The following is a 15,443-nucleotide window of genomic DNA, read 5'->3' as shown; positions in this document are numbered from 1 at the left end:
GTTATTTTGAGTTGTAACGCCTTCATAACCAACTTTACTCAAACACCTTTTCATCAGCTCTCTTCTAACGTGAAAGTCTGAGATTCTAGTGGTTTGTAAGCTGTTAATAGTGTCATATTACCTTGTGAGCATATAACAGCTTTATGTTAATAAAGCCCTTGTCCTGCGGTGTCTGTGTTAAAACAAGTACTTTTTTACAACTATCTGGTTTAGTATGTTACCGCTGGAAAGCGATTAATAATAAACATAAAAAAACCCATAATTTGCTGAGCAAACTATGGGTTTAGAACGACGATAAACGACAAATATGAGAATTTTTCCCTATCGAAATAAAACAGGGGAAAATTCAATCTATATCACTATAGTGGGACTAGAGTAATTTAGCCAACACTGCTTGACCCATCTCTTGGCACCCTACTTGCTTCAATCCAGCTTCACTACTGTCCAAGATATCAAGCGTACGCAAACCGTCATCAAGGACATCACTCACTGCTTGCTCAATCGCTTGTGCCGCTGCTTCTTGCTTAAAGGTATAACGCAGCATCATCGCAACCGATAAAATAGTCGCCAATGGGTTGGCTTTGTCCTGCCCAGCAATGTCAGGCGCTGAACCATGACAGGGCTCATACATGCCTTTGCCTGCTTCATCAAGACTGGCAGATGGCAACATACCGATAGATCCAGTGAGCATAGCAGCTTCATCAGACAAGATATCACCGAACATATTGCCTGTCACCATGACATCAAACTGCTTAGGATTCTTGATCAATTGCATACAAGCATTGTCAGCATACATGTGCGATAACGCCACGTCGCTATAATCTGCTTGCTGCATTTGGGTCATCGTTTGCTTCCACAGCTCGGTGACTTCTAATACGTTTGCCTTGTCCACTGAGCAAACTTTCGCTGCTGTGCCTGCTGCTTGCGCACGGGTTTTTGCTAATTCAAAAGCAACTTTACCGATACGCTGAATCTCGCTTGTGCTATAGACCATGGTGTTGTAGCCCTGCTGTTCACCATTCTCTAGTGTGCGGATTCCACGTGGCTCACCAAAATAGATACCACCCGTTAACTCACGAACGATAAGCAAATCCAAGCCTGAAATAATCTCAGGTTTGATACTAGACGCATTGACCAACTGCGGGTAAAGCTTTGCCACACGTAGATTAGCGAACAAACCAAGCTCACCACGTATTTTAAGTAAACCACGTTCAGGGCGCTTGCTGCGTTCAATACCATCCCATTTAGGGCCACCGACCGCTCCTAACAATACCGCATCTGCTGCACGGGCACGGTCTAGCGTCTCATCTGGCAAAGGCTCACCTGTTGCGTCAATGGCCACACCGCCAATCAATCCAGATTCAAGTGTCAAATCTAACGCAAATTTCTTATTGACCGCATTCAGTACGTCAATGGCTTGAGTCATAATTTCGGGACCGATACCATCGCCCGCTAATGTTAAAATCGTTGCCATACTAATCCTTGTGGGTAGGTAGTTTTTTATTTATGTTAGGGCGTGTCCTCATTTTAAAAATGGTGATAAAAATTGCCGTCAAACAAGGAAAGTAGCGCAAATAATATCGAGATATTGATAAACTATTTAACGATGTTTAGCAAAATTTAGCCATTTTTAACTCATTTAGAGGATAATCAATTGAATTGAGGACTCGCCCTAATACTATAAATTTACGATATTTTCCTAAGAACGATTTTTAGTGCCTTCAACAACACAAAAAACCGTGGTCAATCTGCTATTTTTAAAACTCAAATAGGCTTTAAGCTTTGGCTTTTACTTTCGATGATGCAGGCAATGCTTTCACGATACGAGTTTCTATAAACTCTCCTTGATGCTCAGCAGACAGCTCTTTACAAAAGCGGCGCTGTACAGTGTTGCCTTGATACAGATCAACACATAGCGGCTGTGGTGAAGCAGTGTCTAATAAGCTGCCAGAATTATCGTTAGATTTTTTCTGATAAGCCCGTAATTGATAAGTATCAGCTTCAATAAAATCGTGAATTAAAGTAAAACGCTCAACATAGCCCAAATTGTTTTCTGGATAGAAATTCACCTGTACTTCGCGTTTTGCAGGTTTTACTCGCGCATAATAATTGGTTAGACCCGGCATGCCTGAAGCAGACAAAGGTACAATTTTAATCTCATTTTTATGAGCGAGTGGTGTCATATCTATGTTTGCGTGCATTGAGGTTTGTGCATGCTTATTGCTGGTATGACTTTTGACCTTTGCACTCATATCTTTCATAGCAACCAGCATGGCAGGATTGATAGGCTCATGCGTATCAGCCCCTATCACTCGTGTCTTATCTATCCGTGCAATTTCACAATGATAAGTTCCTATACAGGCAATATTGACTTCACCCGCAATCGGTTGAATCTTACCTGCCCATGCTTTGGCGTTTTCTGCCTCATCTATTTTCTGATACCCAGTCAATAGCTGACAGCCTGACAGCAATAAGCTTGCGGCAACAACCGTACTTGTCCATAAAGCATAACGTTTTTTATTCATAATGGCGGCTACTATTTATGAGAGAAATAATAAAATATCGTAAAAAAACTACCCTTCATTTTAGCCAGTTCACCGCCATAACTCAACGTTACATTATTACTGTTCAGCAGTTTTATGAGTAATGGCTTGCAGATTCATTATTTATGCTCGTACATCGTTAAATATCCATGGTGTTTTTTGCATCATCTTATGCTCATAATCTTTAATGGCATCGCTTTGCTGCAAAGTTAAACCAATATCATCAAGGCCATTTAACAAGCAATGTTTGCGAAAAGCATCCACGTCAAATGCATATTCTTCACCTGTTGAGGTGACGACGACTTGGCGTTCAAGATCTGCGCTTAGCTCATAGCCTTCATTAGCAAGCGTGTCTTTCATTAATGTATCTACAATTGCCTCGTCCAAGACAATTGGTAGCATGCCATTTTTAAAGCAATTGTTATAAAAAATATCTGCAAAGCTTGGCGCGATTACCGTACGAAAGCCATATTCAGACAACGCCCAAGGCGCATGCTCACGGCTCGAGCCACAGCCAAAGTTGCGGCGTGCCAGCAAAATAGTCGCGCCTTGATAACGCGGCTTATTTAGCACAAATTCTGGATTGATAACGCGTGTGCTATTGTCTTGCCCCGGATATCCTTCGTCAAGATAACGCCAATCATCAAACAAATTGACGCCAAATCCTGTGCGTTTAATAGACTTTAAAAACTGTTTTGCAATAATTTGATCGGTATCGACGTTTGCGCGATCTAATGGGCAAACGATACCCGTTTGAGTGTTATAAGCTTGCATGAGTTTTCCTTAAAATATCGATTACTAACGTAAATTTTTTTGACGGTCTAATGAATCTTAAAAGAGCGTGCCATTTGTTTAACAATACTTGTCATTTTAGTTTTTTCACTTTCAGGATAGTTCAGATGTAATACTGCTTCCTGACCATCCTTAACTTTAATAACATGATAGAAAACTTGACCGTCTTTTCTATAGCCGCTTGCTGTATAGGTTTTATCTTTTAACAGCTCGTAAGTAACTGTCATGCCTGTTTTATATCGATGCTGCTTCTCTTTTAGATAATCACTATCTGTATAAAAGAAAACAGTTGGTGTATTACTCCCAAAGACCAAAATAGTGGCATTAGAATTGGGTAACTTAAAATGACGACCATCACCATTATCTGCCTCAGGCAACCATGTCAATTGATTTGGCACATCGACACAATAGGCAAATCTTCCATTACAGTAATCACGAGCCATCGCTAGCTGAGAGCTACCCAATAAACAAAATAAAACAAACAGCATTTTCATTTTTATGCTCTATAGAAATGCAAAGCTAAAACGTCCGCACATCGACAAAGTGACCGGCCAATGCTGCTGCTGCTGCCATTGCTGGGCTGACCAAATGCGTACGACCACCATTGCCCTGACGACCTTCAAAGTTACGGTTAGACGTTGAAGCACAATGCTCTTGTGGCTCAAGCTTATCAGCATTCATGGCAAGACACATCGAACAACCCGGCTCACGCCACTCAAAACCCGCCTCAGTAAACAAGGCATCTAAGCCTTCTGCTTCAGCCTGCAATTTCACTTGCCCAGAACCTGCCACAACGATGGCTTCTTTGATATTGTCCGCGACTTTACGACCTTTAATGACTGCGGCGGCATCACGCAAATCTTCGATACGCGAGTTGGTACATGAACCAATAAAAATGCGATCAAGCTGGATATCCGTAATTTTTTGCCCAGCGTCTAAACCCATATAGGTGTAAGCGCGTAACCAGCCCTCTTCTTGCGCTTCATCAAGTGCTTGGTCAGGCGTTGGTACCGATTGAGTAATATCAACCACCATTTCAGGTGAGGTGCCCCAAGAAACCTGCGGCGCAATCTTGCTACCATCCAACTCAACAACAGTATCAAATACAGCGTCATCATCTGAATATAAGGTACGCCAGTAAGATTCCGCTTGCGCCCATTGCTCAGAGGTTGGCGCATAAGGACGACCTTTGACGTACTCGATGGTTGTGTCATCGACCGCAACCATACCCACGCGAGCACCCGCTTCGATCGCCATGTTACAAACGGTCATGCGACCTTCCATACTCATGTCTTCAAATACTTGCCCAGCAAATTCGATAGCATGGCCTGTCCCGCCAGCCGTGCCAATTTTGGCGATAATAGCCAATACCACGTCTTTTGAGGTCACGCCAGCACCAAGCTTACCAGTGACACGAATTTGCATATTTTTTGATTTTTTCTGAATCAAGCACTGAGTTGCCAATACATGCTCAACCTCTGATGTGCCGATACCGTGCGCTAAGCAGCCCAGCGCGCCATGAGTAGCAGTATGCGAATCACCACAAACAACCGTCATACCCGGTAACACCAAACCTTGCTCAGGGCCAACGACGTGTAAAATGCCTTGACGAGCATCATTAATCGTAAACTCAGCGATATCAAATTTGGCGCAATTTTCATCCAATGTCACTACCTGCAAGCGTGATACCTTGTCTTTGATACCAGGCACGCCTTCTAAACGCTCTTTAGTGACTGTAGGTACGTTATGGTCAGGACTGGCGATGTTAGCCGACAGGCGCCACGGTGCTCTATTGGCCAGCTCCAAGCCTTCAAATGCTTGCGGACTGGTCACTTCATGCAACAGATGGCGGTCGATATAAATCAGGCTCGAACCATCGTCACGCTTGGTGACTTCGTGAGCATTCCAAAGTTTGTCATATAACGTTTGACCTGCCATGTTGCTATCCTTTATTGGTTGCTAATTACTGGTTTTTTTACTTGCTTATAGTCATTCCACTATAAAAGTATTACTGCGTTAACCTCGCTTGAAGTATTTCATATACATCTACACTCGGTTGCCTTGTACTACTTTTAAATTGACTCGACTATAGCCTATGGTAAAAATTTTATACGTCGCGATACTTTATCATCAGCGGCATCGTCAGCAGCGCTTGTATCAAAATCGATATTTTTATATTGGCGATTTTACATTGATGACCATTATCAGCACTTAAAACGTGCGATGAGCTGCAAATAGTCAATTTAATAGAATAAATATGTCACAATACGTCTTGATGTCTTGTGATTATAGCAGGCTAATCCTATAATAATAATTGATGATTTTTGCCCAGACGCAAACTTTTATTTCTAATACATTGTGATTGGGTCAGCCAACTTTTATTTATAGCTCGCAAAGTAGCTAAGGACATCCGTTTGAACACCACAAACTTGACGACATTCGTTACCGTTATGCACACTGGCAGCATCTCAGGTGCCGCAGAAAAACTGTTTATCACACAGCCTGCCGTCAGTAAACGCATCAAAAATTTGGAAGATGAATTCAACATTACTTTGTTTGATACGGTGGGACGCGGCATTGTACCGACCCAAGCAGCCAATGAAATGCTGCCGCACGCCAAGCGTTGGCTAGAAGATTATGAGAATTTTAAGATTAATCTGCAACACTCTCAGCATATCGTATCTGGCAAATTAGTGATCGGCACCAGTCATCATATTGGCTTGCACCATTTAGCGCCTGTACTTAAGCATTTTATCCAAGCTTATCCTGCCGTACAACTAGAAGTACATTTCGTCGATTCAGAAAAAGCGCACAAAGCCGTGCTCGATGGCGATTTATCATTAGCATTTTTAACATTGCCGCCCGTTTATGATAAGCGCTTGACCTATCATACGCTATGGTCAGACCCTCTTTACTTTATGACAGGTACGCTATCGCCTTTAGCGACCAAATCTAATGTGACACTAGAGCAATTGGCGCGCTATCCTGCTATTTTACCGTCTGCCAACACCTTTACCAGTCAAATTACCTTAGCTGAATTCGCCAAGCACAATCTGAAACCTTATGCCACGATGAGCACCAATCCTCTTGAGTCTATTCGCATGCTGGTTTCTGTTGGTCTGGGATGGTCTGTATTACCGCAAACCATGATCAGTCAGGATTTAGAACGTATCGATATGGCAGATAATATAGAGTTACAACGCTATTTGGGTGTGGTTATCAATCCGAAATTGACGCAATCTAGCAGCGTTACTGCTTTGTTAGACTTGTTAGCGCCTATTGAATAAGACTCCCGCTAAATGAGGATTAGAGCGTGCTATGGAATCTAAAAAGCACGCTATTCGCATTTATGACCCTCATGCGTTATAATACGCTTGATGTTGTTTTTATAACAAAAATTTACTATAAGAACACTGATAGTCATATATTGAACACTTCGAGTAATATATGATGGTTAACAGTAGGTTTAATGGTTTTAAATGATTGGTTATATAGGTGGCCGATACTGATAAATGAGTCGCAAATGCGAGCAATCGATATTATTTAATATGACATTCTTATTGATCTCTAAGCACTGCGAATTCATATTAGCCCTAGAACAGCATCAATCATATAAAACTAACAGCAGATATTGAATAAAAGCCATTATGTCCTACTTAATGGCTTTTTTCGTCTTTAGATATTGTTTGGGACATCGTCCTATAACACTTAATCTTTATAGTTAAAATAATTACCGCCAACCATGTTGGTTAAGGACAATTTATATGAACGGAGTTTCTAGTGGCGTGCTGGTATCACTTGGCGCCTATTTTTTAGTGATGATTGGTATTGGCATTTACGCTTACTTTAAGCAAGCCAATGATACTGAAGGCTATATGTTAGGAGGACGCAGTTTAGGTCCAGCAGTCACTGCACTATCGGCAGGTGCATCAGATATGTCAGGTTGGTTACTACTTGGCTTGCCCGGCTATATGTATGCTGACGGTGTCGTGAGTATATGGATCGCACTTGGTTTGACACTTGGTGCATTTTTAAACTACCTTATCGTGGCACCGCGTCTTCGCGTTTATACCGAAGTGGCTGACAATGCCATCACTCTACCCGATTATTTCGCCAACCGCTTCGAAGATAAGTCGCACATGCTACGTGTTATCTCAGCCGTGGTTATCATTTTATTCTTCACGGTTTATACAGCTGCAAGCCTAGTAGGCGGTGGTAAACTCTTCGAAAGCTCACTGAATCTTTCTTATAGCACTGGTCTATGGGTCACCGCTGGCGTTGTCGTTGCTTATACGTTATTCGGTGGTTTCTTAGCCGTTTCGATGACTGACTTTGTACAGGGTATCATCATGCTGTTTGCGATGGTCATTGTTCCTGTCGTCGCTTTCACTGATCTGGGTGGTATTTCAGCCACCACACAAGCGGTTAGAAATATCGATCCAAGCTTGCTTAACATTACTAATGGTATGAGTATCCTTGGCATTGTGTCATTGATGGCATGGGGTTTAGGTTATTTTGGTCAGCCACACATCATTGTACGTTTTATGGCCATTCGCTCAGTCAAAGATGTCCCTACTGCCCGTAACATCGGTATGAGCTGGATGATTGTCAGCCTTATTGGGGCACTGATGACAGGTTTTGCTGGTCGTGCGTATGTGCAAAAGACAGCGATGACTTTAGATGATCCTGAGACCATCTTTTTAGTATTTACGCAGTTTTTATTCCATCCATTGGTTTCAGGCTTCTTATTAGCTGCAATTTTAGCTGCGATTATGAGTACCATCTCATCACAGCTATTGGTGGTATCAAGCTCGTTAACTAAAGATGTCTATAAGTTGTTTTTTGATCAAGATGCACCTGAGGCGCGTCAAGTATTGGTCGGCCGCATTTCCGTAATCATTGTCGCCGTTGTTGCCATTTTACTGGCGTCTAATCCAGAAAGCTCAGTATTGAATTTGGTTTCTAACGCTTGGGCAGGGTTTGGTGCAGCATTTGGACCGTTGGTTATTTTCAGCCTAATCTGGCGCGGTATGAACCGTAATGGTGCAGTTGCTGGTATGGTGGTCGGTGCATTGACGGTTATTCTATGGATTTATGGTCCTTTCCAGATGAACGGCATGGCACTCAATAGCTGGTTATATGCTATCGTTCCCGGCTTTATCTTAAGTACAATCGCCATTTTTGCGGTAAGTATCATGACAGGCGGTCCAAAAGCCTCTGTTACTGCGAAATTTAAAGAAATGGAACTCAATTTAAATAAATAAGCTTATCGATATAATTATCACTATAAAAAACCCTCGCCATCATTGGCGAGGTTTTTTATTGATGACTATTAAATATAATACCTAGGACATTGGTACATAAGTAAGCTATGGTTATTTCTATTAGAGATCTCATACTTAGCTAATAGCGCTATAACATTTCATAATTCAGGTGTTAACTTTTCACTCAATCATCACGCTTGTAGCCACTTATGCTATGTCATTAATCATCTAACTTGTTAGTGTAAGATATACTACTGAATAAATTTATAATGCACCTCAAATATCAAAGATAAATGGATAAGCAGAACTACCTCAGCGAGGCTAAAGAGTTAGAGATATGGCGGTTATGATATCCATTAGCGCTGGCACAATACCGAGCACCATAGGGTCATCGATATATAAGATCATCTATAAGAAAAGATACTATTAGCGCTGAGAGGTCAATGAGTCTTGGACTTAAGTGCGTTTCAAGAAGCGTATATTTCAGCTGAAGTATACTTATGATCGTAATAACTCAATGATGTTGTGGCTTATGTTTGAGGCAAATATCGTTTAATTGCGGGCAAGAAACCAATCACTGCCGTCTTAGACATCGTCTAAAAAAGCTGTCAAATAAATTTATTATTTTGCTAAAAACCTTTATGCACACTTTATGACGCTAAAAACCTTTAGAGTCGTTGATTTAATGTTCTTTTATATCAATTTCTATTTCGAACACCGATAAAAAAGCGACCCATCATGGATCGCTTTTTTGTATTGATACTGCTAAATATGCGTATTATTTAGTGTCTTGGTAAGACAACTTCACACCGAAGATATATCCATCATTGTCTTGAAAGTCACCAACAATTTTGTCACTTGGCAACACACCTTGGGCATCGCCAAACCATAGGTATTTGCCACCTGCTGATACTGCCCAGTTTTCTGTCACGTTATACTTTGCACCTAAACCAGCACTGTAATAGCCTTCAATAGGACCTAACGAAGTGACAGGGTTACCAGCACCACTATCCCAACCAACGGTACCACTAATTGCAAGTGCTGGCGCAACACGCTTGGCTAGACCAAGCTCTACTTGCCATTGATCCTCTTCGTACTCAACCAAGTTCAAACCATCAGGTCCATAAGATCTTTTACTAACCTCATTATATAGTGGCGGCGTAATCTTAAAGTCACCCCAAGGTACCCAGCGCACTTTTGCAGTTGCTAACGTCGTTGGATTAATACCGGTTTGAAAATCAAAGTTTACGGATTTAGGAGTAGTAATTTCCATATTACTAGTGCGATTGGCTGCAGCTGGATCACCAGCTATAACGCCAGCTAAAGGATAGGTTTCAGCCACTTTCATGTTGTGATCAATTTCAGAGCGATAGGTCAGTGCTGCTTTTAAGGCAATTTCAGGTTTGCTATAAGCAATACCGGCTATATAACCATAATCCATATCAGGGCTGTTACGTGAGGTATAGCCAGTAGCAGGACCATAAGCCAAACCTCGTAATTTCACTTCAGACTCAATACGCTGAGCGACTGGACCACCGTATACTTGAAACTCTTTATTGGCACCAAATTTTGCGCCAAGAATGGCTGTCAGACTATTACTACGTACTTCAACGTTAGTACTTTCTCCTGCATTAGCTGCTTCTGCTTGTGCTATCGCATTTGCTGTACCGAGACCAGTGGCCTGATTCACAAAACCTTGCGCTGCTGCTGCTTGAGCTTGAGCTTGTTGTGCAAGACCTTGTGCGACTTGAGGGTCTGTAGCTGTTGCAGCTAATTGTCCAAGTCGTTGCGCTTCAGCACCTGCTGCTTGAGCCTGCTGTGTCAAACCTTGAATTGCAGGGCCAAGAGTGTTGGCATCAAACTGGCCACCCGTTAACTGAGTTATTGAGGCATTAATATCGCCTTTCGACACAAAATTGTTATCACCAGTATATTTCGCTGCTGCGCCAAAGGGCTCATCATATAAGACACCAACACTAAAGGTTTCATTGATATCTGTTTTTACACCATAACGAAAGAAGTCATAATACTCAGCGATATCGCCAGTCTTATCACCTCTAACATAGGTGTTATTCGTAGGAACGTTATTGGCGCTATCATAACCACTAACATCAGCATCGATATAGGTGTAAACAGCTTCAGCATAGGTGCCATCTTGGAGGAAGGCTGTGACATCCTGACCTGAACGGTCAAGACCAGCAGCACTGGTTACGCTAGCTACAGAAAAAGCGGCAATCGCTACTGCAAGGGTTTTTAAATGAAAAGTATTGCGCATTGTGTATCTCCAAACGTCCTTGTTGTTTTACTACTTAAATAATCAATATTTAGCATTGCTGCGCATAACTTTATGATTATAAAAGTCGTGTCCTGAGATGAATACTAATGCCTTTTTGACACTAAAACAACAATTAAAGTGCTTTATTTCCCGAATATGACTGGACAGTACAAATAAGATACACGTACAAAATTAATATCTAGTTTTTCATTCTCATAATTTTTAAATTGCTATCAGTATTTATTAGAGAGAGCAGGCAGATACTTATCTGTTATAACTTAATAATTCTAAAACACTCTAATCTTTTATTAAACTTAAACACGCTGGCATAAAAAAGCGACCCAATCAGGATCGCTTTTTATTATTTAGACTATGGATTTATAACTTAGCAAATGACACATCACATTAGTTTGCTTGGTAAGAAAGCTTCACGCCAAGTGCAAAACCATCGTTGTCTTCAAAGTTACTAACCACGGCTTTAGTCGGAATTTGGCCTTTAGCATCACCGAACCATAGATACTTACCACCAGCTGATACTGCCCAGTTTTCAGTCACATTGTACTTGGCACCCAAACCAGCACTGTAGTAGCCTTCGATAGGGCCTAGCGAGGTTACAGGGTTACCAGCACCACTATCCCAACCGACAGTACCTGTCACTGCTAATGCTGGCGTCATGCGCTTGGCGAGACCTAGCTCAACTTGCCATTGATCTTCATCGTAACTAACTAATGCCAAGCCTTCATCATCTTTTGTCGATACTTTACTGACATCATTGTATAGTGACGGTACGATAGCAAAATCACTCCAAGGCACCCAACGGACTTTCGCAGTAGCTAGCATGGTAGGATTGATACCCGTCTGGAAATCAAAGTTGACTGATTCTGGTGTGTTGATTTCAATATCAGAATGTCTGGTAGTCGGCAACGCTAGGCCAGCGGTAGCACCTGCAGCCGTAGCAATTGGAAAAGTCTCAAAAGCTTTTGCATTGTGCTTGATTTCAGAGCGATACGTCAAAGCAGCTTTAAGTGCAATTTCAGGCTTGCTATAAGCCATACCAGCGATCCAGCCATAGTCTTGGTCATTACTGATGTGAGTGGTATAACCCTTGGCTGAACTGTATGCATCACCGCGCAATTTTACATCTGCCTTTACGCGCTGAGCAACTGGACCACCATAAGCTTGAAACTCTTTGTTAGCGCCAAATTTAGCACCAAGAATACCAGTAATGCTCTCAGTACGTACTTCTACTTGCGTCGCTTCGCCGGCTACTGCTGCTAGACCTTTAGCGGCTTCAAGACCAATAAGCTGACCTTGAGCGGCTTGTAACTGCTCAGCAGTTAAACCACCTGGATTACCTGGAGCAAGCGCCCCTTGCAATTGTGGTATTAATACGTTATCGACATAAGCTTCGGTAATATTAGGGTTTTTTGTAAAGTCTTGAATGATAGCGTCACGATCACTGTCGGTAACGAAATCGTTTTGACCGTTATAATCAGCGGCGGCACCAAAAGGCTCATCATATAAAATACCGATGCTAAACGTGTCGTTAATATCTGCTTTTACACCATAACGGAAAAAATCATAAGACTCTGCGATATCATTGAGCTTATTGCCTGACAAGTCTTTACCACTCACATCGGCATCGATATAAGTATAAACAGATTCGGCGTAGGTGCCATCTTGTAAGAATGCAGTGATATCTTGACCTGAACGATCAAGACCAGCAGCACTAGCAACGCTAGCAATAGAAAGAGCAGCAACAGCTACTGTGAGAGTTTTCAAATGAAAATTTGCGCGCATTATGTATCTCCAAACGTCCGCATTGTTTTACTACTTTACTTAATTTTAATAAGCAAGCAGCATCCGAGGTGGAGGATAGTAATGATTTTCGAACATTAAAACAACTGCAAAAACACATTATTTCCCGATTATGACTGAACAGTATCTGTATTTCACAATGCGGATATAATAGTTATAAATTTTCAACCATTTAGTTTTTGCAGATATTAATAATGAGGGGGTCTTTCTGCCATTACATCAAAAGGTGCAATGCCGCCTTCAGGATCCTGACTTTCCACTTGTTTATAAATCAGCTGCAACTGTCGTTGTAATGTCTGAATATCTTTATCTTGCCGCGCAATCACCTCATCGAGTCGCTCTACTGTCATCTCTAGATGCGCCATACTCATCTGTAAATCAATGACTTGTTGCGTTTGTAGATCAGCATGCACAGCTAAAGCCTCGTTCTGAGCCTTATCTTGAGGATTAAATTGATTCATATTTTTCTCTGAATTATCATAAACATAAGACTGGTAGGATTCATTAATAAAAGGGCTCGATGACCGATAAAAAGTAGCAATTAGACGACGATGCTCTTTATAAAATTGCCGCCTTGAACAAAAGTCATAAATAGTGCGGATAAAATCATTTACGCTCACTACAGTCACGTGATGGCATGTTATACTGCTCGCAATTTTGCAGCAACCCCTACCTCACTATTATATAAGCTTAAAATATTCTATGGCTCTGATACATTTAAAAGATATCCACCTTGCTTTTGGCGTCGCTCCTGTTCTTGATGGCATTGATTTTGCTATTGAAGCAGGTGAACGTGTCTGTTTAATTGGCCGTAATGGCGAAGGCAAATCCACCTTATTTAAGCTAATTAACGGCACCTTACAACCTGATAGCGGCGAAGTCATTATCAATAGCAGCGTGCGCGTTGCGATGTTAGAACAAGACGTTCCCGAGACAAGCGGACGTATCCTAGACATCGTTATGGGTGGTAGCAGCCGCACGGCTGAGCTGCTTATCAACTACAATGCCCAAACAGACTTATGCGCCAATGGCGACATGGATGCTTGTGAGCGTATGGCCGATTTGCAGCATGATATCGATGCAGTACACGGTTGGGATTTAGAGCGCGAAGCCACCCGCCTTATCAAAACCATGGGTCTGGATCCAGATGATGATTTATCTTCATTATCAGGTGGTCGTAAGCGCCGTGTACTACTAGCACGCTCATTGGTCACCAAACCTGATGTACTGCTGCTTGATGAACCAACCAACCATTTAGACGTTGATAGTATTGAATGGCTAGAGCGCTTTTTATTGGATTGGCAAGGTCTAACATTGTTGTTTGTCACCCATGATAGAGCATTCGTCAATAAACTATCGACTCGCATCATTGAGCTAGATCGTGGTCAATTAACCAGCTATGACGTTACTCAAGGCGAAGGTGGCTATGCACGCTATCAAGAGCTCAAAGAGCTACAGTTACTCGCTGAAGAAAAAAATAACGCCAACTTTGATAAAAAACTGGCACAAGAAGAAGTTTGGATTCGCCAAGGTATCAAAGCCCGTCGTACCCGTAATGAAGGCCGTGTCCGCGAGCTAAAAGCACTGCGTGAAGAACGTAGTGATCGCCGTGAGCAAGTGGGTAATGTGAACATTACGATGGGTCAAGGCGAGAAAAGCGGTAAACTTGTCTGTAAAGTTAAAAACTTACATCTTGAGTATGATGGCAACGTATTGGTTGATGACTTTACCACCACTATCATGCGCGGCGATAAAATCGGTATTGTCGGACCCAACGGTGCGGGCAAAACCACACTGATTAAAGCCCTACTCGATATGTCTGATGATGAAGTCACCAAAACTGGTAGTGTTGAATTAGGCACTAACTTAAAAATTGCCTTCTTTGACCAGTTGCGCGATCAGTTAGACCTTGAAGCCAGTGTGGCGCAAAACGTCTCTGAAGGCTCAGACTTCGTAGAAGTGGGCGGTCGCAAGACGCACATCATGAGCTATCTACAAGATTTCTTATTTGCCCCAGAGCGCGCGCGTACCCCTGTCAAAGCACTATCAGGTGGTGAGCGTAACCGCGTACTACTTGCCAAGCAGCTATTAAAGCCTGCCAACATTCTGGTACTCGATGAGCCAACCAACGACTTGGATATGGCGACACTTGAGCTACTAGAAGAGTCAGTCGCCAGCTTTGGCGGTACGATTTTGCTAATCAGCCATGACCGCTCATTTATGGACAATGTCGTTACTTCTACTTGGGTATTTGACCAAGATGAAGACGGCAAAGGTATCGTCAAAGAGTATGTCGGTGGTTATCAAGAGTATTTGGTACAAAAAAACCGTGAGCAAGCCGCACACGCGGCTAGAGCACCAGCCAATAATGCAAATACTGCCAGTAAAGTTACCAATAAGACAACCGCAGCAAAACCTAACAAAGCTGCCAAAAAGCTCAACTTCAATGAACAGCGTGAACTGGACAATTTACCAAAAGAAATCGCTGCATTAGAAGCTGAACAAGCCCAATTGCAAGAGAAATTAGCAGATGGCTCATGGTTCACCACTGACGTTAATGCAGCGACTGCTGCCAGTGAGCGCCTACTGACGATTGAAGATGAGATGATGAGTAAGCTTGAGCGTTGGAGTGAGCTTGAGAGCTAACGTTAGCGAATAAAGCCATGTTTTATAAAACATAAAAAGTAATAAAATAATCACCGTTTTGTTCTTATAAAGCGGTGATTATTGGTTTACGACTACTTACATAGT

General features: G+C 42.1%; 11 protein-coding genes. 3 read left to right on the top strand and 8 right to left on the bottom strand.

Going from position 1 to position 15,443, the window contains the following annotated elements; genetic code table 11:
* Window positions 1-370: 370 nt before the first annotated feature.
* The 5 genes from leuB to leuC all read right to left on the bottom strand — a co-directional run bounded on the left by leuB (window position 371) and on the right by leuC (window position 5,273).
* A complete protein-coding gene (gene leuB / locus JMW85_RS05510; RefSeq protein ID WP_055124339.1) occupies window positions 371-1,474 on the bottom strand; it encodes a 3-isopropylmalate dehydrogenase in 1,104 nt (367 codons plus the stop codon).
* Window positions 1,475-1,775: 301 nt separating this feature from the next.
* Window positions 1,776-2,525, bottom strand: coding sequence for a hypothetical protein (locus JMW85_RS05505; RefSeq protein WP_201581156.1), 750 nt, complete (start codon window positions 2,523-2,525; stop codon window positions 1,776-1,778).
* Between the two features lie 141 nt (window positions 2,526-2,666).
* Entirely contained in the window at window positions 2,667-3,317 is a 651-nt protein-coding gene (gene leuD / locus JMW85_RS05500) for a 3-isopropylmalate dehydratase small subunit (RefSeq protein ID WP_201581155.1), read from the bottom strand.
* Window positions 3,318-3,364: 47 nt separating this feature from the next.
* A complete protein-coding gene (locus JMW85_RS05495; RefSeq protein WP_045455168.1) occupies window positions 3,365-3,829 on the bottom strand; it encodes a hypothetical protein in 465 nt (154 codons plus the stop codon).
* A gap of 25 nt (window positions 3,830-3,854) precedes the next feature.
* Window positions 3,855-5,273: a 3-isopropylmalate dehydratase large subunit gene (leuC, locus tag JMW85_RS05490; RefSeq protein WP_087815029.1), complete on the bottom strand. Its 1,419-nt coding sequence runs from the start codon at window positions 5,271-5,273 to the stop codon at window positions 3,855-3,857.
* 476 nt (window positions 5,274-5,749) lie between these two features.
* On the opposite strand from leuC, the gene JMW85_RS05485 reads away from it, so the two are divergent.
* Complete coding sequence (locus JMW85_RS05485) at window positions 5,750-6,622, top strand: LysR family transcriptional regulator (RefSeq protein ID WP_045446822.1); 873 nt, start codon at window positions 5,750-5,752, stop codon at window positions 6,620-6,622.
* Between the two features lie 477 nt (window positions 6,623-7,099).
* On the top strand, window positions 7,100-8,599 hold the full coding sequence (gene putP, locus JMW85_RS05480) for a sodium/proline symporter PutP (protein ID WP_045446819.1): 1,500 nt from the start codon (window positions 7,100-7,102) through the stop codon (window positions 8,597-8,599).
* 778 nt (window positions 8,600-9,377) lie between these two features.
* Here putP and JMW85_RS05475 read toward each other — a convergent pair.
* The 3 genes from JMW85_RS05475 to JMW85_RS05465 form a co-directional block, all read right to left on the bottom strand.
* The gene (locus JMW85_RS05475) at window positions 9,378-10,874 is read right to left on the bottom strand and encodes a hypothetical protein (protein ID WP_201581154.1); all 1,497 of its coding nucleotides are present in this window, start codon (window positions 10,872-10,874) and stop codon (window positions 9,378-9,380) included.
* A gap of 405 nt (window positions 10,875-11,279) precedes the next feature.
* Window positions 11,280-12,674, bottom strand: coding sequence for an outer membrane protein transport protein (locus JMW85_RS05470; protein ID WP_045455179.1), 1,395 nt, complete (start codon window positions 12,672-12,674; stop codon window positions 11,280-11,282).
* Window positions 12,675-12,880: 206 nt separating this feature from the next.
* Window positions 12,881-13,153: a SlyX family protein gene (locus JMW85_RS05465; RefSeq protein ID WP_045455183.1), complete on the bottom strand. Its 273-nt coding sequence runs from the start codon at window positions 13,151-13,153 to the stop codon at window positions 12,881-12,883.
* Between the two features lie 241 nt (window positions 13,154-13,394).
* Between JMW85_RS05465 and JMW85_RS05460 the strand changes: the two genes are divergently transcribed.
* Window positions 13,395-15,338: an ATP-binding cassette domain-containing protein gene (locus tag JMW85_RS05460; protein WP_201581153.1), complete on the top strand. Its 1,944-nt coding sequence runs from the start codon at window positions 13,395-13,397 to the stop codon at window positions 15,336-15,338.
* Window positions 15,339-15,443 lie beyond the last annotated feature (105 nt).

The sequence above is a fragment of the Psychrobacter glacincola genome, assembly GCF_904846075.1.
Taxonomy (GTDB): domain Bacteria; phylum Pseudomonadota; class Gammaproteobacteria; order Pseudomonadales; family Moraxellaceae; genus Psychrobacter; species Psychrobacter glacincola_C.
This window is presented reverse-complemented; position numbering and strand designations above follow the sequence as displayed.

Bases quoted from the DNA above. Each gene is read 5' to 3' on its own strand.
- leuB (WP_055124339.1), bottom strand. From the start codon at position 1,474: ATGGCAACGATTTTAACATTAGCGGGCGATGGTATCGGTCCCGAAATT.
- JMW85_RS05505 (WP_201581156.1), bottom strand. From the start codon at position 2,525: ATGAATAAAAAACGTTATGCTTTATGGACAAGTACGGTTGTTGCCGCA.
- leuD (WP_201581155.1), bottom strand. From the start codon at position 3,317: ATGCAAGCTTATAACACTCAAACGGGTATCGTTTGCCCATTAGATCGC.
- JMW85_RS05495 (WP_045455168.1), bottom strand. From the start codon at position 3,829: ATGAAAATGCTGTTTGTTTTATTTTGTTTATTGGGTAGCTCTCAGCTA.
- leuC (WP_087815029.1), bottom strand. From the start codon at position 5,273: ATGGCAGGTCAAACGTTATATGACAAACTTTGGAATGCTCACGAAGTC.
- putP (WP_045446819.1), top strand. From the start codon at position 7,100: ATGAACGGAGTTTCTAGTGGCGTGCTGGTATCACTTGGCGCCTATTTT.
- JMW85_RS05475 (WP_201581154.1), bottom strand. From the start codon at position 10,874: ATGCGCAATACTTTTCATTTAAAAACCCTTGCAGTAGCGATTGCCGCT.
- JMW85_RS05470 (WP_045455179.1), bottom strand. From the start codon at position 12,674: ATGCGCGCAAATTTTCATTTGAAAACTCTCACAGTAGCTGTTGCTGCT.
- JMW85_RS05465 (WP_045455183.1), bottom strand. From the start codon at position 13,153: ATGAATCAATTTAATCCTCAAGATAAGGCTCAGAACGAGGCTTTAGCT.
- JMW85_RS05460 (WP_201581153.1), top strand. From the start codon at position 13,395: ATGGCTCTGATACATTTAAAAGATATCCACCTTGCTTTTGGCGTCGCT.